General features: G+C 36.7%; 22 protein-coding genes, 1 tRNA gene and 1 other annotated feature. All 23 genes read right to left on the reverse strand.

The genetic code is table 11. The features are described 5' to 3' along the window. Positions 1-327 precede the first annotated feature (327 nt). Complete coding sequence (gene clpX, locus LPC09_RS18470) at positions 328-1593, reverse strand: ATP-dependent protease ATP-binding subunit ClpX (protein WP_231307957.1); 1266 nt, start codon at positions 1591-1593, stop codon at positions 328-330. 346 nt (positions 1594-1939) lie between these two features. Beyond that, a complete protein-coding gene (tig, locus tag LPC09_RS18475; protein ID WP_231307958.1) occupies positions 1940-3229 on the reverse strand; it encodes a trigger factor in 1290 nt (429 codons plus the stop codon). A 312-nt stretch (positions 3230-3541) separates the two neighbouring features. Next, positions 3542-4555: a tetratricopeptide repeat protein gene (locus tag LPC09_RS18480; RefSeq protein WP_231307959.1), complete on the reverse strand. Its 1014-nt coding sequence runs from the start codon at positions 4553-4555 to the stop codon at positions 3542-3544. Between the two features lie 246 nt (positions 4556-4801). Then, on the reverse strand, positions 4802-5398 hold the full coding sequence (gene leuD, locus LPC09_RS18485; protein WP_098795898.1) for a 3-isopropylmalate dehydratase small subunit: 597 nt from the start codon (positions 5396-5398) through the stop codon (positions 4802-4804). A gap of 86 nt (positions 5399-5484) precedes the next feature. Next, positions 5485-6912, reverse strand: a complete 1428-nt coding sequence (leuC, locus tag LPC09_RS18490; RefSeq protein WP_098795897.1) for a 3-isopropylmalate dehydratase large subunit — start codon at positions 6910-6912, stop codon at positions 5485-5487. 123 nt (positions 6913-7035) lie between these two features. Next, on the reverse strand, positions 7036-8145 hold the full coding sequence (gene leuB, locus LPC09_RS18495; RefSeq protein ID WP_098795896.1) for a 3-isopropylmalate dehydrogenase: 1110 nt from the start codon (positions 8143-8145) through the stop codon (positions 7036-7038). Between the two features lie 26 nt (positions 8146-8171). Then, the gene (locus tag LPC09_RS18500) at positions 8172-9716 is read right to left on the reverse strand and encodes a 2-isopropylmalate synthase (RefSeq protein ID WP_098795895.1); all 1545 of its coding nucleotides are present in this window, start codon (positions 9714-9716) and stop codon (positions 8172-8174) included. Next, positions 9703-10734 (reverse strand): ketol-acid reductoisomerase, encoded by a 1032-nt coding sequence (gene ilvC / locus LPC09_RS18505; RefSeq protein ID WP_098795894.1) that lies wholly within the window; start codon positions 10732-10734, stop codon positions 9703-9705. Before ilvC ends, LPC09_RS18500 begins: the two co-directional genes overlap by 14 nt. A gap of 98 nt (positions 10735-10832) precedes the next feature. Next, positions 10833-11348 carry an acetolactate synthase small subunit gene (gene ilvN / locus LPC09_RS18510; protein ID WP_231307960.1) on the reverse strand — a complete coding sequence of 172 codons (516 nt, stop codon included), beginning with the start codon at positions 11346-11348 and terminating at the stop codon, positions 10833-10835. Then, entirely contained in the window at positions 11345-13066 is a 1722-nt protein-coding gene (gene ilvB, locus LPC09_RS18515; protein WP_231307961.1) for an acetolactate synthase large subunit, read from the reverse strand. The genes ilvN and ilvB overlap by 4 nt, the downstream gene beginning before the upstream one ends. 113 nt (positions 13067-13179) lie before the next feature. Continuing rightward, positions 13180-13430 (reverse strand) — a binding site (T-box leader). A gap of 13 nt (positions 13431-13443) precedes the next feature. Further along, on the reverse strand, positions 13444-14349 hold the full coding sequence (ilvE, locus tag LPC09_RS18520) for a branched-chain-amino-acid transaminase (RefSeq protein ID WP_098795891.1): 906 nt from the start codon (positions 14347-14349) through the stop codon (positions 13444-13446). Positions 14350-14850: 501 nt separating this feature from the next. Continuing rightward, positions 14851-14927 (reverse strand) — tRNA-Arg (locus LPC09_RS18525). Positions 14928-15202: 275 nt separating this feature from the next. After that, positions 15203-15715, reverse strand: a complete 513-nt coding sequence (locus LPC09_RS18530) for a metallophosphoesterase family protein (protein WP_231307962.1) — start codon at positions 15713-15715, stop codon at positions 15203-15205. A 24-nt stretch (positions 15716-15739) separates the two neighbouring features. Beyond that, entirely contained in the window at positions 15740-16327 is a 588-nt protein-coding gene (locus LPC09_RS18535; RefSeq protein ID WP_098795889.1) for an XTP/dITP diphosphatase, read from the reverse strand. After that, complete coding sequence (gene rph, locus LPC09_RS18540; RefSeq protein ID WP_098795888.1) at positions 16324-17091, reverse strand: ribonuclease PH; 768 nt, start codon at positions 17089-17091, stop codon at positions 16324-16326. Before rph ends, LPC09_RS18535 begins: the two co-directional genes overlap by 4 nt. Before the next feature lie 111 nt (positions 17092-17202). Then, positions 17203-18276 (reverse strand): GerMN domain-containing protein, encoded by a 1074-nt coding sequence (locus LPC09_RS18545; RefSeq protein ID WP_098795887.1) that lies wholly within the window; start codon positions 18274-18276, stop codon positions 17203-17205. 140 nt (positions 18277-18416) lie between these two features. Beyond that, positions 18417-19244 (reverse strand): glutamate racemase, encoded by an 828-nt coding sequence (gene racE / locus LPC09_RS18550; RefSeq protein ID WP_098795886.1) that lies wholly within the window; start codon positions 19242-19244, stop codon positions 18417-18419. Between the two features lie 15 nt (positions 19245-19259). Continuing rightward, on the reverse strand, positions 19260-19700 hold the full coding sequence (locus tag LPC09_RS18555; protein WP_231309783.1) for a MarR family winged helix-turn-helix transcriptional regulator: 441 nt from the start codon (positions 19698-19700) through the stop codon (positions 19260-19262). Between the two features lie 216 nt (positions 19701-19916). Further along, positions 19917-20141 carry a spore germination transcription factor GerE gene (gene gerE, locus LPC09_RS18560; RefSeq protein ID WP_003184172.1) on the reverse strand — a complete coding sequence of 75 codons (225 nt, stop codon included), beginning with the start codon at positions 20139-20141 and terminating at the stop codon, positions 19917-19919. Between the two features lie 142 nt (positions 20142-20283). Next, on the reverse strand, positions 20284-20751 hold the full coding sequence (locus LPC09_RS18565) for an acyl-CoA thioesterase (protein WP_098795885.1): 468 nt from the start codon (positions 20749-20751) through the stop codon (positions 20284-20286). A gap of 68 nt (positions 20752-20819) precedes the next feature. After that, complete coding sequence (gene sdhB / locus LPC09_RS18570) at positions 20820-21581, reverse strand: succinate dehydrogenase iron-sulfur subunit (protein WP_098795884.1); 762 nt, start codon at positions 21579-21581, stop codon at positions 20820-20822. Further along, positions 21581-23344, reverse strand: a complete 1764-nt coding sequence (gene sdhA, locus LPC09_RS18575) for a succinate dehydrogenase flavoprotein subunit (protein ID WP_231307963.1) — start codon at positions 23342-23344, stop codon at positions 21581-21583. Before sdhA ends, sdhB begins: the two co-directional genes overlap by 1 nt. A gap of 32 nt (positions 23345-23376) precedes the next feature. Further along, entirely contained in the window at positions 23377-23985 is a 609-nt protein-coding gene (locus LPC09_RS18580) for a succinate dehydrogenase cytochrome b558 subunit (protein WP_231307964.1), read from the reverse strand. Positions 23986-24317 lie beyond the last annotated feature (332 nt).

Below are 24317 nucleotides of genomic sequence, written 5' to 3' on the forward strand. Positions count from 1 at the left end.
GGTGAAAAGTAAACGAAGCATAATACTTTGGTTAAAAGTAACTCTTCGAGAGGTATTAAAAGCTTGTTTTGCCCCTATAAAATGATTTCCACATCTATGTATAAAATGTTCGTTAATCTAAAGGGACAAAAGGCGACTTTCGTTTTTTTGCCTAGAAAGGCAAATTAAAAATGGATAAACCTTGTAAGAAGCGGTTATTTATAGCTAGTATCTCCTAGCTTTAGCAGGAATAAACATGATTTCATTACAAGTATTTACAGGAGGTGGATTGGAAAAAAGCATCAAAAAAGGAAGCCGTATAAACCAGCTTCCTTTTTAAAGATTATGTTATGCAGATGTTTTTTTATCTTCTTGAATAACTGTACCATCGCTAAGTACAAGTTTAGGTGGTGTTTCCCCTAATACTGTTTCAGCTGTAATAATGGCTTTAACTATGTCCTCACGAGATGGTAAATCAAACATCATATCAAGCATGATGCCCTCGATTATAGAACGAAGACCACGTGCACCTGTTTTTCTTTCAATTGCTTTTTTAGCAATTTCAAGAAGAGCTCCATCTTCAAACTCAAGTTCAACACCATCTAAATCAAGCATTTTCTGATATTGTTTAACAAGAGCATTTTTAGGTTTTGTTAAGATCTCAACTAATGCTTCTTCATCTAACGGCTCTAAGCTTGCAATGACAGGCAAACGACCGATAAACTCTGGAATCAATCCAAACTTCAATAAATCTTCAGGTAAAACCTGTGAAAGAAGAGCTTTTTTATCAAGATCAGCATTTTTGTTATCTGAACCAAATCCAATTACTTTTCGTCCTAAACGACGTTTAATAATTTGTTCGACTCCATCAAATGCTCCTCCACAAATGAAGAGAATGTTTGTTGTATCAATTTGAATAAATTCTTGATGTGGATGCTTTCTTCCACCTTGAGGAGGAACACTAGCCACAGTTCCTTCAAGAATTTTAAGTAATGCTTGCTGTACACCTTCACCAGAAACGTCACGAGTGATTGACGGATTTTCTGATTTACGTGCCACTTTATCAATTTCATCGATATAAATAATACCTTTTTCTGCTTTTTCTACATCATAATCAGCCGCTTGAATTAACTTAAGTAAGATATTCTCAACATCTTCACCTACGTAACCAGCTTCTGTTAAAGATGTAGCATCAGCAATGGCAAAAGGGACATTTAAGATTCTGGCTAATGTTTGGGCTAATAACGTCTTACCACTACCTGTAGGTCCAATCATAGAAATATTACTTTTGGATAACTCAACATCATCAATCTTGCTGTTTGAGTTAATACGCTTGTAATGATTATAAACGGCAACAGCTAATGATTTTTTGGCATTATCCTGACCAATAACATATTCATCTAATATTTCATGAATTTCCTTAGGTTTTGGAACATCTTTAAATTCAACTTCTTCTTCTGTACCAAGCTCTTCCTCAACAATCTCTGTACAAAGTTCAATACATTCATCACATATATATACTCCAGGTCCAGCTACAAGCTTACGTACCTGATCTTGTGTTTTTCCGCAAAATGAACATTTTAATTGTCCTTTTTCGTCGTTAAATTTAAACATTGTTTCACCCCTTGTATCTTTATCTAAATCAAAACATTTCCACCTTACCCCTACTAATTCTTTCAACTATTCAGGTTAGCAGGTAGATGTCCCTAATTAAAACAACTAAAAACGGTATGTACTGCATTTTACCATAAGAGAAGCACTGACTGGTAATGAAACCACTCGGCATTGAAAAAGCTTCCAACCTGAGGGCTCTTCCCAAAAATGTTGATGATATTATATTTCTCTTACTTAATGTTTATGTATGTATTAGCTTGCTTATATCATTCCCAAAGGAATATAAATAAAACATGATTGTATAAAACAAGGCACGATCTGCTCGCGCCTTGTTCCTTTTATTATATTATGCAACAACTTTGCTATTTTCTACAAGAAAATCGATCGCTTTGCGAACTTTTAAATCTTCTTTTAAGCCTTCAGCGTTTCCACCAAGTGCTTGTTTAATGTTTTCAACAGGCATGTTGTACATTTCAGCCATTTTCGCTAATTCTGCTTCAACATCTTCGTCAGAAACTTCAATGTTCTCAGCTTTAGCAATAGCTTCAAGTGTTAAATTATATTTAACGCGTTTTTCAGCATCGTCTTTCATTTGAGCTTTTAACGCTTCTTCATCTTGACCTGAGAATTGGAAGTATAAATCAAGATTCATTCCTTGCATTTGTAGACGTTGCTCAAATTCCTGCATCATACGTGAAATTTCATTTTCGATTAATGCATTTGGAATGTCTACTTCTGCACCTTCAGCAGCTTTATCAACTAATGAATCACGCAGGTGGTTTTCTGCTTCAGATTTTTTCGCTTCTTCAAGGCGAGTTCTTGTTTGAGCTTTTAACTCATCAAGAGTTTCAACTTCTTCGTTAACATCTTTTGCGAACTCATCATCAAGAGCTGGAAGTTCTTTTGTTTTGATTTCGTGAACTTTCACTTTGAATACTGCTGGTTTACCCGCAAGGTTTTCAGCGTGATATTCTTCAGGGAATGTTACTTCTACATCCTTTTCAGCACCCGCTTCTAGACCAACTAATTGTTCTTCAAATCCTGGAATGAAAGATCCAGAACCAATTTCTAATGAATAGTTTTCAGCAGCTCCACCTTCGAATGCTTCTCCATCAACATATCCATCAAAATCGATAACTGCAGTATCACCGTTTTCAATCGCGCCTTCTTCTTTTACTGCTAACTCAGCATGACGCTCTTGTAATTGTTTTAATTCGTTGTCAACATCTTCATCAGATACAGTATCGTCTAATTTTTCAACTTCTAGACCTTTATATTCACCTAATTTCACTTCAGGCTTTACTGTAACTTTTGCAGTGAAGATTAAGCTTTTTCCTTTTTCGATTTGTTCAACATCGATTTCAGGACGATCTACAGGATCAATTCCAGCTTCATCAACAGCATTAGGATATGCAGTTGGTAGGATGATGTCTAAAGCGTCTTGATATAATGATTCTACACCAAAACGTTGTTCAAACATTCCACGTGGAATTTTCCCTTTACGGAATCCAGGAATAGAAACTTGTTTTACAACCTTTTTAAATGCTTCGTCAAGAGCTGTTGTGAACTCTTCTGCTGAAACCTCAACCGTTAGAACGCCGTCGTTCCCTTCTAATTTTTCCCATTTTACTGACATGTGTTGTCCCTCCAAAGATCTATAATAATTTGTGCGAATAAGTGATAGGTAATTTGTGGCGCTTGTCCCATTTTAGGCAATCCCCCACGAACATATACCTGTTTTTATGTACGGTAAAAAGTAACCTAGTACTAAACATGCATAGGATTTCGTATTTGAAAAACTTGGCTTTTCTTCAAGACAAATGGCAAAGCTTTAAGTATTTCCCATACCATCAACTTTTTGTCCAAAATAAAAAAGACCTATATACGATGATCACTATTTTGCAACCATTTTATTATAACACAGAATAAATTCCTTTCAACATATAGCTCATATTTGTAAATAAGAAATTTCTTCTATTTGATAGATTTTATTGCATGCTTCTTGTAAATCCGGCAATAGTTGATCATAGATATCTTCTATTTCTTCTTGCTCAATTGAAATCCCATGCATCGAATAACCAACAAGATGCAAAGCTGCTGCCCACAGCTTAGCTTCTGTTGGCTGAGGTAAGAAAGGATATAACACATACAAATGCCTTATCCATAATTCTTTAACTGATTCAAATAATGTAGGATTTTCATTTCCTAGCGTATCATCTAATATAGTTAATACTTTTTTAGTAAAGGGAAATTCTGCAGGATCTTCCAAATTCGCTGGTACGACTGTAAGACTTTCGCCGAACTTTGTTACTTTAATTTCCTTTTCAATTTCATGCTCAATCATTAAATGCAAAATCATTGATTTGATTGTAGGGTGAATATGTTCATTTTCTAACAAGATTTTAAGTGAAGCAAAATGTTTACTTATGTTACGGTCATGCAGTGACTGAACGTAGGCAATTTGTTTATTTGTATCTCTCAGAAGGTCTTCTATATATAATGGCTGTTCAGCTTCCTGGTCTCCTTCATCATCAAGAATATCAACTTCGTTTTGATTCATTTTTCGACTAAATTCCAACAATTTATAAAAGTGTTCAGCACTTTCAGCAGGTAGCTGGTTTTCCTCTAACACCGCTTCGATTGTAGTTTGTACTTCATGATATTCTCGTAGTTGTATTAATATCGTTAGATAAATCTGTAAAACAGTAAAATAATGACCTATGTCTTCTAACAGCATTTTTTTGCAAATATCTTTAGCCTCTGTTAAGTCACCAAGCTCCATAAGGCAAATTGCCATACCGAGATATATTTCAGCTTGATCTTCCTTAAGCTTCTTTGCTTCAGCAAACATTTCAAGTGCTTCATGATACTTCTTTTCTTTCAATAACAGTGTTCCCTTATCTAAATACCTCTCCTTCAAATTAGGAAAGGGAACAACATTTGATTTTTTTTTCGGTTTCATACGTTGGTCAACTCCAGCAACCTTACTTTGCATACAGTTTATCAATCCAAGTCTTGGAAAACAAGTGTGAGGTGGTGCCTGTCACTTCCCGATTTTTGTTGAATGACGTCGCATGAGGCGCCTGTGTACTACTAAATTCTGTGAAATTCGTGAGTTCAAAGTGTTGAAATGACGATTCTATTTAACTTTGAATATTTTCTGAAAGCTTAAGCAGTGCTAGGTTAAGACATATAAAAAGAGCAATCATTATAAAAATGATGCTCTTCTTGTTTCTTCGTAATGTTTAATTTGGTTATCATAATGTAACGTTAAATCAATTTCATCTTTTCCGTGTAAAAGCATATCTTTCCAATATGGATCAACATCAAAGGTTTGCACTAAACCATTTTGATCTGTGATTTCTTGCTTTTCAAGATTAACTGTTAATTCAAAGCCTTCAGCATTTGACTTTTCACGGATAAGGTCTAAAACAGTTTGCTCAAGTGTAATTGGCAGCAAGCCATTTTTCATACAATTTTGGTGAAAAATATCTGCATAAGAAGGTGCTAAAATAGCTTTGAAACCATAATCTGAAAGAGCCCATGGAGCATGCTCACGAGAAGACCCACAGCCAAAGTTTTCACCCGCAAGTAAAATTGTCGCACCTTTACTTTTTTCTTGATTTAATTCAAATTCAGGATTTTCAGATCCATCAGGAAGATATCTCCAATCAAAGAATGCAAACCGTCCATATCCTGTTTTTTCAATTCTCTTTAAAAATTGTTTTGGAATAATTTGGTCTGTGTCAACATTTGTTCTGTTTAATACAGCAACTTTGCCTTTATGTGTAGTAAATGGTTGCATGATGTCCCTCCTAATATGAATACTTTTTCTATGGATGTAACAACACTTTCACACCTAAACAATTTCCATCCTATAGATTAATAAAATTAAAATGACATTGCGTTCTCTTGAATATGACGAACATCTACAAAACGTCCATGTAAAGCCGCTGCAGCTGCCATAGCTGGACTTACCAAGTGCGTTCTGGCACCTTTACCTTGTCTTCCTTCAAAGTTACGGTTCGAGGTAGATGCACAGCGCTCTCCTTCTGGTACAACGTCACTATTCATACTTAAACACATACTGCAACCCGATTCTCTCCACTCAAAGCCAGCTTCTTTAAAGATTACATCTAGACCTTCTTCTTCTGCTACTTTTTTAACCTTTTGAGAACCCGGCACAACGATAGCACGTACATCTGACGGCACCTTCTTGCCTTTTAAGCTACTTATAACTTCAGCTGCCTGTCTTAAGTCTGTTAAACGGGAATTTGTACAAGACCCAATAAACACATGTTCAATCGTAATATCTTCAATTCTAGTATTAGGTTGTAAACCCATATAGCTGTATGCACGCTTAGCTTCATCAACTTCTTCATCATTATGAAAATCATTTAAATCAGGTGTTTTTTGATCAACACCAACCGACATACCTGGATTTGTTCCCCATGTTACCATCGGAGCAATTTCATCACCATTTAATGTGATAACTTTATCGTACTCTGCTCCTTCGTCAGTTCTTAATGTTTTCCAGTATTCAACAGCCTGTTCAAACTCTTCCCCTTTAGGTGCATACTTTCTCCCCTTAATGTAAGAGAAGGTTGTTTCATCCGGTGCAATTAGTCCTGCTCTAGCTCCTGCTTCAATGGACATATTACAGATTGTCATACGCTCATCCATTGATAAGTTTTCAATCACTTCACCTGTATATTCGATAATATATCCTGTACCAAAGCGTACTCCGTATTTTCCAATAACAGCTAGTATAACATCTTTAGCTGTTACACCTTTTTGCAGCTTACCAGGTACATGTATATTCAACGTCTTCGGACGCTGTCTCCATAGTGTTTGAGTAGCTAAAACATGTTCTACTTCACTCGTCCCAATACCAAATGCAATCGCACCAAATGCTCCATGTGTTGACGTATGACTATCTCCACAAACTATTGTTTTTCCTGGAAGAGTTAACCCTAGCTCAGGTCCAATTACGTGTACTATCCCTTGGTCTTCACTTTGAAGATCTGCTAAACGAATTCCAAATTCTTTACAGTTTCTTTCAAGTGCACTAATTTGATTTTTGGCAACTTCATCACTGATTACAAAGCGATTGACTGTTGGAACATTATGATCCATCGTAGCGTACGTTCTGTCTGGTCTTCTTACTTTACGATTCTTCTCTCGAAGTCCCTCAAAAGCCTGTGGCGATGTTACTTCGTGTACTAAGTGTAAATCGATATATAGAAGATCTGGCTTCCCTTGTTCTTGTTGAACAACATGTTCATCATATATCTTCTCAATAATCGTTTTTGGCTTCACGGTCGTAATCCTCCCTTAATAGATGGAAAATGAGGGGCTGACATCTTCCATTGTGTCATACCCCTCAATCCGATAAGCATTGTATCGGTCTCTATATAGTGAATAAAAAGTTATTATAGCTAATTAAGAATAAGCTTCCATTATGTTTAAAATGGCATGGTCATCAGCAAGAGCATTTTTGATTTCTTCGCCCATTTGTTTTGTTGACACGGCTTTTTCACCATTTGCAAGATCTGCTGTACGAGTACCTGAATTTAATACATTATCAACAGCCTTTTCAATTGCTTTTGCCTCTTCTTCTAATCCAAATGATTGACGTAGTAACATTGCAGCAGAAAGAATCGTTGCGACAGGATTTGCTAAGCCTTTGCCAGCAATGTCAGGTGCTGAACCATGAACAGGTTCATATAAATGTAAACCTGATGATGATAAACTTGCTGAAGATAACATTCCAAGAGATCCTGTGATCATTGATGCTTCATCACTTAAAATATCTCCAAACATATTTTCTGTTACAATAACATCAAATTGTCTTGGTGATCTGATAAGTTGCATAGCTGCATTGTCAACAAGCATATGTTCAAGTGTTACATCCGGGTATCTTGCAGACACCTCTTCAGCCACTTCTCTCCAAACTCTACTTGATTCAAGTACATTTGCTTTATCAACAGAAGTTACATGCTTGCGACGCTTCTGCGCAATTTCAAATGCAGATACAAGAATTCGTTCAATTTCAGAACGTTTATAAAATAATGTATCAACAACAGCGTCTTCACCATCACGAACAATACGCTCACTTGGTTTTCCAAAATACAATCCACCTGTTAGCTCTCGTACGATAACGAAGTCTACTCCACTAACATACTCCTTCTTTAAAGGGGAAGAATCTAATAAACTATCAAACGTAGTGATAGGACGTAAATTCGCATATAAATCAAGTGCCTTACGTAGAGCTAACAGCCCACGCTCCGGTCTTAATTCTACAGGATTTTGATCCCATTTAGGTCCTCCAACAGCCCCCAAAATAATGGCGTCAGATTTCTTACAAGCTTCAATTGTTTCTTCAGGCAATGGAGTGCCTTTTTGATCAATAGCGTCACCACCGATTAATCCATAGTTGAACTGAAATTGATGGTTAAAATGTTCTGCAATTGCTTTTAAAATTTCTACTGTTACATCAACAACTTCTTTACCTATTCCATCACCAGGTAATAATGCGATTGTTTTCTTCATGATCTATCCCCCTTCTCTTTAAGGTTTTAATTTAGTAGACTTGCTTCTAATTGAGGAATTTCCGCTAGCAGAGAAATGCGATTTACAGCATTGATGTAAGCTTTCGCCGATGCTTCTAACACATCATGTGCCATTCCTCTTCCACTAGCTTCAGATTCTCCAACTCTTATTTTTACATACACTTGAGCTAGCGCGTCTCTTCCACCACTATTAGATTGAATGCGGTAGTCAATTAGGGTAATAGACTGACCAACACATCTTTCTAACGTATTATAAATTGCTTCAACACTACCAGCTCCAGTAGCTGCTTCTTGAATTAACTCATTATCCTGGTTTAGAAGTGTAATGGTTGCCGTAGGAATTTGAGCTGTTCCATATTGAACCTGTAAAGATTTAAGTTCAAAGGCAGCTTCCTTGTTAGCCACTTTTTCTTCAATAAGCAGGGCTTTTAAATCATCATCAGTGATTTCTTTCTTCTTCTCCGTTAATTCTTTAAAAGCAATAAATAATTTATTTACTTCTTCATCTGAGATTTCAAAACCTAGTTCATGTAGTCTGTTTTTAAATGCATGGCGACCTGAATGTTTACCTAATACCATTGAATTAGTAGAAACACCTACAAGTTCTGGTGAGATAATCTCATAAGTTGTTTTCTCTTTAAGAACACCATCCTGGTGAATACCGGATTCGTGGGCAAATGCATTTCTCCCTACTACCGCTTTGTTTCCAGGAACAACCATACCGGTTAAGCTACTTATTAAATCACTCGTACGCTTTGTTTCTTTCAAATATAAACCTGTTTTTGCTTTATAGTAATCACTTCTAATATGAAGGGCAACGGCAACTTCTTCTAGTGCAGCATTTCCTGCTCTTTCCCCAATCCCATTTACTGTTCCTTCAATCTGACCAGCACCATGTTCTATAGCTGATAGGGAATTAGCAACTGCCATGCCTAAATCATCATGGCAGTGTGCTGATAGAATGACATTGTCAATCCCCTTAACATTTTCACGAAGGTAAGTGAAAATTTCTCCGTATTCTTTTGGAGTAATATAACCAACCGTATCTGGGATGTTAATAACATGTGCACCAGCTTCAATCACCTTTTCAACGATCGCAGCTAGGTACGGCAATTCAGTGCGGCAAGCGTCCTCTGCTGACCATTGAATAATCGGGAAAAATTGTGCAGCATATTGTACAGATTCAACTGCTGTCTGAATCACCTGCTCTTTTGTCTTCTTGAGCTTAAATTCTCTATGAATTGGAGAAGTAGCTAAGAAAACATGTAGTCTAGGTTCTTCAGCATATTTTAATGCTTCCCATGCTGCATCAATATCCCCTTTTACAGATCGAGCGAGGCCAGTTACTGAACTGCTCTTCACTGTTTTTGCAATTTCTTGAACTGCTAATAAATCACCTTTTGATGTAGCAGGAAAACCTGCCTCAATAACGTCCATTCCGAGTTTTTCTAGCTGTTTAGCAATCTCTAGTTTTTCTTTCACATTAAGATTTACACCAGGAGATTGTTCACCATCACGGAGCGTTGTATCAAATAGGTTAATTTTTCGCACTCACACTCACCGCTTCTTTCTGTTTTTGTTTAGATTTTACAAACGGCATCATTGCACGTAGCTTTTTACCAACAACTTCGATTTGATGTTCATTTTCATTATTATTAATTGCATTGAATTGTGGGCGATTTGCTTGGTTTTCTAAGATCCACTCTTTTGCAAATTTACCATTTTGGATGTCTTTAAGAACTTCTTTCATTGCTTCTTTCGAACGACCATCAACTACACGTGGACCTGAAACGAAGTCACCCCATTGAGCAGTATCAGAAATTGAATATCTCATACCAGCCATTCCATCTTCATACATTAAGTCTACGATTAATTTAAGCTCGTGTAAGCACTCAAAGTATGCAACTTCTGGTTGATATCCTGCTTCTACTAATGTTTCGAAACCAGCTTTTACTAGAGAAGTTAAACCTCCACATAATACAGCTTGCTCACCGAATAAATCAGTTTCTGTTTCTTCTTTGAATGTAGTTTCTAATACACCCGCACGAGCAGATCCAACACCTTTAGCATAAGCTAATGCTTTTTCTTTAGCTGAGCCAGAAACATCTTGATAGATTGCGAATAATGCAGGAACACCAGCACCTTCTTCATAAGTTCTTCTTACTAAGTGACCAGGACCTTTTGGTGCAACTAAGAATACATCAACATCAGCAGGTGGTACGATTTGGCTAAAGTGTACATTAAAACCATGTGCAAATACTAATGAATTTCCTGCTTCTAAACCTGGCTTAATTTCTTCTTCATATACTTTTGCTTGTTGCTCATCTGGAAGTAATACCATTACTAAGTCACCTAGTTGTGCTGCTTCAGCAACTGATACTACGTGATGTCCATCTTCAACTGCTTTATTGAAAGAACCACCTTGACGAACACCTACTACTACGTCAACTCCGCTTTCTTTTAAGTTCAATGCATGTGCATGACCTTGTGAACCATATCCGATGATTGCTACCTTTTTCCCTTGTAATACTGCCTCGTTAATATCTCCGTTATAATATACTGTTGTCATGTATAATCTCTCCTTCAAATAATTTTTTGAATAAATTTGATCTATTGCTATATATGAATCTTTTTAACCTGCACCTTGCAGGCAAGATTACAAACGATTTAAACAATTGAGATTGGAACTTCTTTTGTCGTACGTTGTGTACCGCGAGTAAAAGCTGTCGTTCCAGTTCTAGCAATTTCTTTAATTCCATATGGTTTTAACAAATCAATTAACACTTCAATTTTCTCAGGCTCACCTGTTACTTGAACAACCACACTTTCACGGCTTACATCAATAACAGTTGCTCTAAATGGCTGAATTAACCCTTGAAGCTCCATTCTAGTCGCTGGAGTTGACATGACCTTTATTAAAGCAAGCTCCCTAGATACAATTGATTGAGATGTTATATCAACAACTTTCAAAACATCAATCTGTTTATTTAGTTGCTTTGTAATTTGTTCTACTTCTTTTTCTTCTTGAACATTTACAACAACTGTCATACGTGAAACCCCTTCGGTTTCAGCATGACCAACCGTGATGCTTTCAATGTTGTAATGCCTTTTTGTAAACAATCCTGTAATTCTATTTAAAACCCCTGTTTGGTTTAATACTGTTAATGAGAGGATTCTTTTCATAGCTTAACACCTACCATTTCATGCAAGCCTTTCCCAGGCGCAACCATCGGGTACACATTCTCATCTTTTGCAACATGAATATCAAGCAATACAGGTTCATCAGACAAGATAGCCTCTTTTAATTTTTCTTCCCATCCATCTTCCTGAACAATTCGTACACCAGTCATTCCATATGCCTCTGAAAGCTTTACAAAATCAGGCTGAGAAACGAATTTTGAATGAGAATATCTTTCTTCATAGAATATTTCTTGCCACTGTCTTACCATTCCTAAAGCACCATTATTTAAGATTACAACTTTAATTGGTAAGTTTAACTCATGGATAACTGATAATTCTTGAAGAGTCATTTGGAATCCACCATCACCAAGTACTGCAATAACTGTTGATTCTCGATCAGCAAGTTGTGCACCAATCGCTGAAGGTAAACCAAAGCCCATTGTTCCAAGACCACCAGATGTTACCCATTTGTTAGGGTTTTGAAAATTATAATACTGCGCAGCCCACATTTGATGTTGACCAACATCTGTTGTGACAATAGCCTCTCCGTTCGTCCACTTGTGAATAAGTTCTAAAATTTTCTGTGGCTTAAGGTCAGAGTCACTATCTTTATACATAAGTGGATATTCTTCTTTATTAGAAGATAGTTGTTCGTTCCACTCTTTGTTATCACCTTGCTTACCATCCTGCTTAATTAACTGTTCTAGAACTAGCTTTGCATCTCCTACAATTGGAATTTGAGTAGGAACATTTTTCCCAATTTCAGCAGGGTCAATGTCGATATGAGCTACCGTTGCATTTTTTGCAAAATGTTCTAAATTTCCTGTTACACGGTCATCAAATCTTGCTCCTACGCTTATTAGTAGGTCACAGTCATAAATAGCCATATTAGATGTGTAAGTGCCATGCATTCCTGCCATTCCAAGGAACAGAGGATGATCAGCAGGGAAACCGCCTAACCCTAGTAACGTATTCGCAACAGGGATTTGCTGCTGTTCGGCATATTTGATTAACTCTTCAGATCCCTTAGCATGTAAAACACCTGCACCAGCTAAAATAACCGGTTTCTTTGCTCTACTAACTGCCTCTACTAATTTTCGAATCTGTAAATAATTAGGTTCACTTGTAGGCTGATATCCAGGAAGATCTACAGGCATATCATAGCTAAATTCACCTTCTACAATTGCAATATCCTTAGGAATATCAATTAAAACCGGGCCAGGTCTACCTGTTGTTGCAATATGAAATGCTTCTTTAATAATTCTTGGAAGTTCGCTCACTTCACGAACTTGGTAATTATGCTTTGTAATCGGCGTTGTTATACCTAAAATATCTGCTTCCTGGAAAGCATCTGATCCAATAACAGATGAAGCAACTTGACCTGTAAAAACAACTAATGGTAATGAGTCAATCATAGCGTCAGCTAAACCAGTTACTAAGTTAGTTGCACCAGGACCTGATGTGGCAATGACAACTCCAGGCTTACCAGAAACACGCGCATACCCTTCTGCTGCATGTATTCCACCTTGCTCATGACGAGTTAAAACATGGAATAAACCCGAATCATACAGACTATCATATATCGGTAAAACAGCCCCACCAGGATAACCAAAAATAACTTCAACTTTCTCCTGCTTTAAAGCTTCAATAAGCATTTGAGACCCCGACATTGTATTTGTACATTTGGCAGTTGAGTTGTTCAACTGTACATTTGTACTCATGTTCTTTCCTCCCTTATCTGGCTTTCAGCCGTGTTTTTTTAAGAAAATTTCATAAATTCAGCATATAAAAAACCTTCCCACCCCTCATAAGACTCCACAATTCTTTTGTGTGCCAAAGGGGCAAAAAGGTTAATAAACTTTTCGCGGTACCACCCTTCTTCATGGTCAAAAATCAACCACCTTACGAACAGCATTCTGTTCACTTTGATAACGAGTACCGAAGAATGGGACTCGGTTAACCCTACTACATTTCAGATTAACACTCAGAGGCGAGTTCATTTTTGGGAATATCACCGGCTTCCAGCTACCCCGGTTCTCTGTAGATACCTTACCAAAAACTACTTTTCCTCTTCACCGTTTTAACTATATGCATTTGTTTAGCTTACATGAAGGCTTTGTGGGATATTTTCCACTTTTACGCCTTCTTCAACTACTTTCTTTCTAAAAGCTTCCAAAAGTTTCTTTGTTTCTTCACCAGGGACGCCTTCACCAATCGTACGTCCATCAACCTTTACAACCGCAATGACTTCCGCAGCTGTTCCAGTTAAGAAGACTTCATCAGCAGTATAAACATCATGTCGTGTAAATGGTTCCTCTCGAACTTCATAGCCTAATTCATTAGCTATATCAATTATGGCATTTCTTGTTATGCCCTCAAGAGCTCCAATATATCCAGGGGGAGTTAATAATTTCCCATTTTTTAAGATAAAGACATTATCAGCTGAACCTTCTGCTACATAGCCCTGATCATTTAACATCAACGCTTCACTAACATTGGCCAGATGTGCTTCAATCTTTACCAAAACATTGTTTAAATAATTAAGAGATTTGACTTTTGGACTTAATACATCAGGTCTGTTTCTTCTTGTCGCAACCGTTACAATATCAATTCCTGTTTCATATAAGTGTTTAGGAAAGATAGATAGCGGCTCAACAATAATGACCGTATTAGCCCGTTTACAGTTATAAGGATCAAGTCCTAAGTCACCAGTTCCTCTTGAGACTACTAATCGAATGTACGCATCGCTCAAACCGTTCTTACTAACAGTCTCAACGACTAATTCAGTTAGTTCCTCTTGAGAATAAGGAATTGTGAGCATTATAGACTTTGCTGATTGATATAATCGATCCATATGTTCTTTCATTCGAAAGATATTTCCACTGTAAACTCGTATTCCTTCAAAAACTCCATCACCGTATAAAAATCCGTGATCATAAACTGATATTTTTGCATCTTCTTTCTTTACAAAATCATCATTAAGAAAGATCCACTGGTCACCCATAAGAGCACGCCTTTCTTTTAAAAAATCCAAAAATTAGATCACTGAACATTATGTTTGTAAAGGAAAAATGATAAATAAATTCGAATTTTCTATACTTTTTCAAATGTTCGTGTAACTTTTATTTGAACTTATATTACGCTCAATAAATCCAAGTGTCAACAGTGTTTCTTGAATTATTTGATAATTTAGATTACTTAAATAATTTGTATACGCTTACATTGTTGGTATAAGTGGAAAGGCTATTTTAAAAAAATTTAAAACTTTTTTTAAAATCCGCAAATGTGGAGTTGGAGTAAAGGAAATAATTACATCCTTTTTTGTGGGGACTAAATGGGTATCTCTGTTTTACTTCTTATCAAATATTACAATGGATCCTAATTGGAGAAAACAAACTCGTTAGCTAATCTTACAAACTTTTTTTAAAAGAATAGAAATTGATTTACAAAAAACATGAAAAAACCTTCCATTATGTAATAATGAAAGGTTTGTATGTATTAGTTATGGCGTCCCAGGAGAGATTCGAACTCCCGACCGACGGCTTAGAAGGCCGTTGCTCTATCCTGCTGAGCTACTGGGACATAGATATAAAATAATATAAAGTTCTATTGTTCTAAAATTGTAATGTCGTCCCGATTTCAGAAAGTTTATTCAAGGAGCGGCTCAATCGGTACGCTGTAGCATATTCTTTGGAGCCTATTCAATCGTGCTCTATCCTGCTGAGCTACTGGGACATTATTTCTGTAATCCTGATTAATCATCAGCGACATATATTATTATATTTCCCGTCACAACAAAAGTCAACATTTAAAAATAACTTTTTTTTATAAAGAGGGAGTAAGTCTCCCCCTAACTTTTATTTAAGTGTAAAGCTCTTTGAAAGTTCCGGGAATTCCTGACCGTTTACTTCATAGAACGTCACATTTGCCACGTTATTTTCAAGCTCTAGTATAGCATACGTTTTTTGTTTTCGCATCACAGGAAGTCTTATACTGCCAGGATTTATTAATAATACATCATCAATCATTTCAGCGTTTGCTATATGTGAATGTCCATAGCATGCAATTTTTGCGCTAGTCTCCATTGCCCTATACTTTAAGCTCATAAGTGTCATTTTAACATTATATAAGTGACCATGTGTCATATAGAGCGTAATGCCGCCAAGATCTTCAATGATTTCATTCGGAAGATCTGACCCAAAATCACAATTCCCTTTTACACCTTTAAAAGAAATCAGCTCCTTGCTATTTGATGATAGCTCAGAATCACCGCAATGAAGCATCATATCTACTTCAGCTTTATGTCTCTCCTGTATTTCTAAAAGTTCCGTAGTTAATCCATGACTATCACTTAAAATAAGTACCTTCATTTTTTCATTCGCCTCGATTATTATTCATTTCAAAAGTCCTTGAATCTTTTTTAAAGCTTCTGCACGATGACTGATTTGGTTTTTTTCTTCTTTTGACAACTCTGCCATTGTTTTTGTAGAGTTTTTCACCGTGAAAATCGGATCATAGCCAAATCCGCCATCACCACTTGGCTCTTTTGCGATGTAGCCTTCACATTCCCCTATGACGGTTTGTGTTTTCTGACCTGGTATAGACACTGCTAAAGCACAAATAAAACTAGCTGTACGTTCTTCCTTGCTTTGAATATTTTTTAATTTTTCAAGCACCTTGATTATATTCGCTGTATCATCTTTTTCAGGTCCTGCATACCTCGCAGAATAAACACCTGGCTCTCCGTTCAAATAATCAACTGCTAATCCCGAATCATCTGCAATCGTTAATATGTTAAATTGCTCTGAGACAGCCTCAGCCTTAAGAATTGCATTTTCTTCAAAGGTTTCACCAGTTTCTTCAACATCAACTGAATTTGGATAATCTAAAAGAGACTGAACCTGATAACCTAGTGGAGCTAAGATTGCTTCAAATTCTCTAACTTTTCCTTTATTTTTTGTGGCAATAATGATTTGTTTCAATTTGCTGCACCCTGTTTCTTTACATTTTCTTCAACTATAAGTGAAACATCTCCGAGTGCTGCTTTTTGCTCTTCAATAAGCGCTTTGATTCCTATCTCAGCAAAATCAAGCATACTGTTTAATTCATGTCTAGTGAATGTTGCTTCTTCTCCAGTACCTTGTACCTCAACCAAATGACCACTTGATGTCATAATAACGTTCATGTCGACTAACGCACTTGAATCCTCTTTGTAGTCCAAGTCTAAAATTTCTCCATGCTCTGAGTCTATTCCAACAGATATAGCTGCTAGAAAATCTGTAATCGGTAATGTTTTTAATTTGCCATTATTCATTAATTTTTCTAAAGCTATAACCATTGCTACAAATGCCCCAGTAATGGAAGCAGTTCGTGTACCACCATCTGCTTGAATAACATCACAATCAACCCAGATTGTTCTTTCTCCAAGCTCATGTAGGTTAACAACAGCACGTAACGCTCTTCCTATTAGGCGTTGAATTTCCATTGTTCGCCCAGTGATTTTCCCTTTAGATGATTCTCGGATTGTTCGCTGCTCAGTTGCTCTAGGGAGCATTGAATACTCTGCAGTAATCCATCCCTTACCTTCTCCCCTCATAAAGGGTGGTACTCGATCTTCTATACTTGCATTACAAATTACCTTTGTGTTACCAACAGTTATTAAGACAGAACCTTCCGGGTGAATGATAAAATCCTTCATTATTTCTACTTTTCTTATCTGATTTCTTTCTCGGCCGTCATGTCTCAATTTTTTCCCTCCAGTAAAAGCTGCTTATTCATTATGTAAACAAGAAATAAGAGGTAGCTTAAATAAGCATACCTCTCTTTACCCATTATATAGTATATCAAAAACCTGTTATTAAAAACTACCTGTATTCACTTTAGTAGGTCTTGTTACAGGCTCTGTTAACTTTTCTCCATTTTCGTTGATTAGTTCTGATTTTCCATTAACTGTTACAGCCACACTTTCAATACCATCTTGCTCTGTTAATGTTAAAACCAATGCTTCAAGCACTTGAGAAGATATAATTTTTTGCTCTTCATCAAGACTTCCATAAATGGATTCATTAAAATCAAGTGTTACTTTACCATTTTCGTACTTAGGAGCACTTAGAAGTTCAACACCTTCCTGGAAATCACTCATTAACCCTGTAGATGCAGATGGTCCTTCTGCAAGCTCATTTACAGCTGCAACAATTGGATCCTTTTCTTCATTGCTAATTCGCTTTGTAACAGGAACATAATATTGACTACCGTCTGATTCTGCTAAATAATAAACAGTTAATGGATGACTGTCAGTAATATCAACTACATCGCTGGAATCATGATTAATTCCATCTTCTCTACTAACACCATTTTGTATCGGAGTACCGTTTACAGGCATCTCTTTCTGTTCATGACCGTTTACCCAAATTTTCACATTCTTAACTGAATCAAATTGTGTTAATGTCCACGTAATGGATTGAAGAATTTTAGCTTCATCTTCTTTTTTATAGTTATTAAATTCCTTCGAAAAATCGGCAATGGCAGTACCATCTTCTGTTATATTTACTCCCAATACTTGTGTATCCTGCGGAAGTACAGCTCTAAATCCATTCGGTAGCATATTTGAGACAGGACCACCTTCAACTAAATACTCTAATGATTGTTTTGCAACACTGTCAGTTTTAGGTAGGTTCATAGCGTACGGAACAACAAATCCGCTTTTGTCTATTAAGTAGAGCTGACTTGTTACTGATTCCTCTGCTTGATCACTCTTTACATCTTCCACACCATTTTCAGTTTCTACCTGTGCACCATCTTCCATAATGTTCACATCTTGTGGTGGATCAATTTCTTTAGTAGCTTCTTCTGCATTGAACAAACCACAACCAGAAAGTAGCAATGATGATGCAATAACCGTGACTGCAATCTGTTTGTTGTATTTAGACATTAAAATCCCTCCAAAGGCAGTTTGTACTAATATGTATACGAGCTATTTCTCATTTTAGACCGATTTTTTGTACAAACTTTTCAAATGAAGATTTGGAGAGATAAATAGGTATAATAAAAACACAGTGCATCACTGTGTTTTTATAATGTACGATGTTTCTGATTCATCTGATTTAACGTAATTGATTCTACATGTTTAACAGGTTGCTCGAACCATTTTGATGCAATTTTCTCGAACAACTGCTTTGGACCTGTTGTTAAAAAACGGTGATTCTTTTTTCCTGAGAATAAATTGAGAGTTTTATTGAATGATAATATTGTACTAACCTCTCTGGCTGTTTCATCTCCAGAACAGATTATTTTCACGGCTTGTCCCATGTACTCTTCAATTTGTGATTGCAAGATAGGATAATGTGTACATCCTAAAATTAATGTATCAATTTTACTCCCCTTAAAAGCTGAAAGAGAGTCGTTAACAATCTTTTGAGCCTCTTCCCCTTCAAATTCACCACTTTCTACTAACGGAACAAATTTAGGGCAAGCAAGACTCTCAACAAATAGCTGATTATTTAATGTTTTTAATGCCGTTTCATATGCGGCACTTTGAATGGTATTAATTGTACCGATAACCCCGATATGATCATTCTTTGTTACCTTTACAGCTGTTCTTGCCCCTGGGAAGATAACACCTATTACGGGAATATCCACGTTTTCCTGAATTTCCTCTAAGGCTATGGCTGTTGCTGTGTTACAAGCAATAACCAGCATTTTTATATGGTGATTTTCTAACAAATAATTGGTCATTTCCCAAGTAAACCTGCGTACTTCTTCAGCTGGTCTTGGTCCATATGGACAACGTGCTGTATCACCTAAATAGATGATTTCTTCTTTTGGTAATTGTCTCATGATTTCTTTTGCGACAGTTAACCCACCTACGCCAGAATCAATGACACCGATTGGTCTTTTCAAATAATCGCCTCATTCTTAACTCATTTCTTGTTGTAGTTTTATTAACGATTTTTCAAGTGCTACTAATTCTTCTTCTTCAAAGTTAACCAGCATGTCTCTTAAATAATTTTGTCTTTTTTGAATAACTTCCTCGATAATCCGCTCGCCCTCTGCTAATAAGTGTATTCTTACAATTCTTCTGTCATGAGTATCTTTTACTCTGATAACCAATTGGTTCTTTTCCATACGATCCACTAAATCAGTTGTCGTACTACATGCTAAAAACATTTTATTAGAAAGCTCTCCAATTGTTAAGTCACCATTTTCCCATAACCATTGTAGGGCAACAAACTGAGGTGGTGTTATATGATAGTCATTTAAAATTTCTCGACCTTTTTGTTTAATAATTCCTGATATATGACGAAGTGCCTTTTCAAGATCAGATACCGTTTGTGTTTTATCAATTCCTTGATTTATGCTCAACTTTAACCCTCTCTAAACCATTATAATGTTATCTTTTTATATCAATGTTATTTTCCCTGTTTTTTTAATAAATTGCAAGTTACATATTTTTTAACAAATGATTGATTAAACAAGAACAATTATCTTTTTATCATACCCTATATATAAATTTTAATCATTTTTTATAAAGTAATAACCGGCTCCCTTTATGAAAAGGATAGCCGGTATTGGTTAGAGCTCGAGTTCACCCATTCGAAGGAGCTCAACAACCGCTTGAGAGCGTCCCTTAACACCAAGCTTTTGCATCGCATTTGAGATATGATTTCGAACCGTTTTTTCACTTATAAAGAGCTCGCTAGCAATCTCTTTCGTCGTTTTGTCTTGAACTAACAATTCGAATACTTCTCTCTCTCTTTTCGTGAGTAGTGGCTTTGATTGAAACTCTTTCTCTTTCAAGTATTGTAACCCTCCTTGCTAAGGTGAGAGGTGAGAGCTGATCTAACGGATGGGTATATATTTAGTCAACATATACTATGTGTAACCGAAGAGGACTGTGACAGATTCAGAACGGAAAAGATGTTTAACTGCGTCCATTTTATTAGTTCGTTATAGCTTCATATGCTGTTAAACATTTTTTATCTTCTTCAGACCATGGAACACTCTTTCCTGTTCGCTGTGAAATCTGTACAATTGTTCCTCGGCCAACAAAAATACTCTCCCTATGATCGTTTACTCCTAAGTAATGCAAATCAACCGAAGATGTGCCTATACGGTTTATTTTGACAAAAAGATTTATCTTGTCATCAAAGTAAGCTTGATGTAAAAAATCACATTGCAAATCTGCAACAACAGGAATACTTTCGCCATTTGATTGTAACCATTTCTGCATCATCCCGGTTTTTTTGAAGAATTCTATCCTTCCTTCTTCAAAGTATGTAAAAGGAGCCGTATTGTTCATATGTCCAAACATATCTGTTTCAGAAAATCGAATTTTTATTGGATGTGAAAAGCTAAAGCTGTCTTTATAGGCTGAATCAAAGCTCTCTATATACGGTATTTTTTTCATCATGCTCTTCCTTTCATTTGTCTTTAAATAAAAAAGGAACTGACACGGAAGTCAGTCCCTTTTTACAGTTATCCTTGGTCACTACCAAAGAAATTACGGAATGATTGAAATGCTGTATCACGATTTAATGCTGCAATCGATGTTGTTAAAGGAATACCTTTTGGACAAGATTGCACACAGTTTTGTGAGTTACCACAGTTTGCTAATCCACCGTCTCCCATAATTGCTTCAAGACGCTCAGACTTATTCATTTCACCAGTAGGATGAGCATTGAATAGACGAACTTGTGATAGTGGAGCAGGACCAATGAAGTTTGATTTACTATTCACGTTAGGGCAAGCTTCTAAACATACTCCACAAGTCATACATTTTGATAGCTCATAAGCCCATTGACGCTTTTTCTCTGGCATACGTGGTCCAGGACCTAAATCGTAAGTTCCATCAATCGGAATCCAAGCCTTAACTTTTTTAAGTGAGTCGAACATACGTTTACGATCAACTTGTAAATCGCGAACAACAGGGAACGTACGCATTGGTTCAAGTCTGATCGGTTGTTCAAGCTGATCAACTAGAGCTGTACAAGATTGTCGAGGCTTTCCATTGATCACCATTGAACACGCACCACAAACTTCTTCTAAACAGTTCATATCCCAGTTAATTGGCGTTGTTTGTTTCCCCTCAACATTTACTGGATTACGACGAATTTCCATTAACGCCGATATAACATTCATATTCGGACGATAAGGTATTTCGAATTTTTCCTGATAAGGGGCTGCTTCTGGTGATTCTTGTCGGGTAATAATAAACTGAACTACTCTATTTTCACTCATTAGTTATCCCCCTTTTTGCTTTTAGAATAATCGCGTTTACGTGGTTTAATTAATGATACATCCACATCTTCATAGTGGAATTTAGGTGCAGTACGGTCACCTGCATATGTTGCCATCGTTGTTTTTAAGAATTCCTCGTCATTTCGCTCTGGGAATTCAGGTTTATAATGTGCTCCACGACTTTCATTACGGTTGTAAGCACCTAGTGTTACAACACGTGATAGCTGAAGCATATTTTTTAACTGACGAGTAAAGGCTGCACCTTGATTACTCCATTTAGCAGTATCATTAATATTGATGTTATCAAAACGCTCAATAAGTTCCTGAATCTTCTCATCTGTTTTTAGAAGCTTATCATTATGTCTTACAACGGTAACGTTATCTGTCATCCATTCTCCTAATTCCTTGTGAAGAACATAAGCATTTTCAGTACCATCTAAGCTCATGATATTATTCCATTTATCTTCTTCCTGTTTTACATGGCTCTCAAACACACTAGAAGAAAGATCTTCAGCACTCTTCTCAAGTCCATTAATGTACTTAACAGCATTAGGACCCGCTACCATACCACCGTAGATTGCAGAAAGCAATGAGTTGGCACCTAGACGGTTTGCACCGTGCATAGAGTAATCACACTCACCTGCTGCAAATAAACCTGGGATATTTGTCATCTGGTCATAATCAACCCATAATCCACCCATTGAATAATGAACTGCAGGGAAGATTTTCATTGGAACTTTACGTGGATCATCACCCATGAACTTTTCATAGATTTCGATAATACCACCTAGTTTAATATCAAGTTCTTTTGGATCTTTGTGGGATAAATCAAGGTAAACCATGTTTTCACCATTGATTCCAAGCTTTTGCTCTACGCAAACATCAAAGATTTCACGTGTTGCAATATCACGAGGTACAAGGTTTCCATAAGCTGGATACTTTTCTTCAAGGAAGTACCAAGGTTTCCCATCTTTATATGTCCAAACTCGTCCACCTTCTCCACGAGCAGATTCACTCATTAGACGAAGCTTATCATCTCCTGGAATTGCGGTCGGGTGAATTTGAATGAATTCACCATTTGCATAATGAACACCTTGCTGATAAACAATCGATGCTGCAGATCCAGTGTTGATAACAGAGTTAGTTGATTTTCCGAAAATAATTCCCGGTCCACCAGTTGCCATAATAACAGCATCTGCCCGGAACGATTCAATTTGCATAGATGTTAAGTTTTGTGCAGTAACCCCGCGACAAACTCGATCATCATCAATAACCGCACCTAAGAATTCCCATCCTTCATATTTTGTGACAAGACCCGCTACCTCATGACGTCTTACTTGCTCATCTAAAGCATATAGTAACTGCTGACCAGTCGTTGCTCCAGCAAAAGCTGTACGGTGATGCTGAGTACCACCAAAACGTCTGAAATCTAGCAATCCTTCTGGAGTACGGTTGAACATTACACCCATTCGGTCTAATAAGTGTATAATTCCAGGTGCTGCTTCAGCCATTGCTTTAACAGGTGGTTGATTTGCTAAGAAATCCCCACCATAAACAGTGTCATCAAAGTGCTCCCAAGGTGAATCTCCTTCACCTTTTGTATTAACAGCCCCGTTAATACCACCCTGCGCACACACTGAGTGCGATCTTTTAACAGGTACTAATGAAAATAAATCTACTTGAACGCCGGCTTCAGCAGCTTTAATAGTAGCCATCAAACCAGCTAACCCGCCTCCGACAACGATAATTTTACTTTTACTCATTAAGCCCACTCCCTTTAATAGCTATTGCTGGATTAGACGAATGCAAAGATTGCTCGAACACCCACGAATGATAACGCTAAGAAGATACCGAGCGTGACATAAGTAGAGATTACTTGTGAGCGAGGAGTAACTGTGATTCCCCAACTAACTCCAAATGACCATAAACCATTAGCAAAATGGAACACGGTTGAAATAACACCAATTAAGTAGAATACAAGCATAAAAGGACTACTTAAGATAGAAGCCATCATGTCATAGTTTACTTCTGCTCCAAGTGCAGCAGCAATTCTCGTTTCCCATACATGCCAAGCGATAAATATAAAGGTAATAATTCCTGTTACACGCTGTAGCATGAATAACCAATTTCGAAGATAGCCATAGTTACTTACATTGTTTTTTGCTGTAAATGCAATATAAACTCCGTAAATCGCATGGTATAAAAGTGGAAGGAAAATAATTACAATCTCAAGCACATACCTAAATGGCAACATTTCCATAAAGTGTGCTGCATTGTTAAATGCTTCTGCACCTCTTGTGGCAAAATGGTTGACGATTAGATGCTGAATCAAAAAGATCCCTACCGGAATTACTCCAAGTAATGAGTGCAGTCTACGATTAATAAACTCTCGGTTTCCAGCCATAAAACTTACCCCCTAGTATCAATAATGCGCTCACTTTTTTAAAACTAATTTGTTTCCTGATAAAGTTTACCAAATGTAATAGTGGTCTACATTACAGTCAGCAAAATTTACGAATATAAACTAGCAGTCTAGTAATCTTTCATGCCAGTTTAAAAGTAGGTAAATGCAACAAGTACATTTTACTCCCTTAAAGAAAGAGCGTCAAGAAAACGTGTTCATAAATTATAATTTTTCGACAAATACTAATTACATGTAATTTTATTTTATCAGTATACCTTATTTTAAAACAACCTACTTTAGCATCCTATTCTGGAAATTTCATACTCATTACT

The sequence above is a fragment of the Metabacillus sp. B2-18 genome (assembly GCF_021117275.1).
GTDB lineage: Bacteria > Bacillota > Bacilli > Bacillales > Bacillaceae > Metabacillus.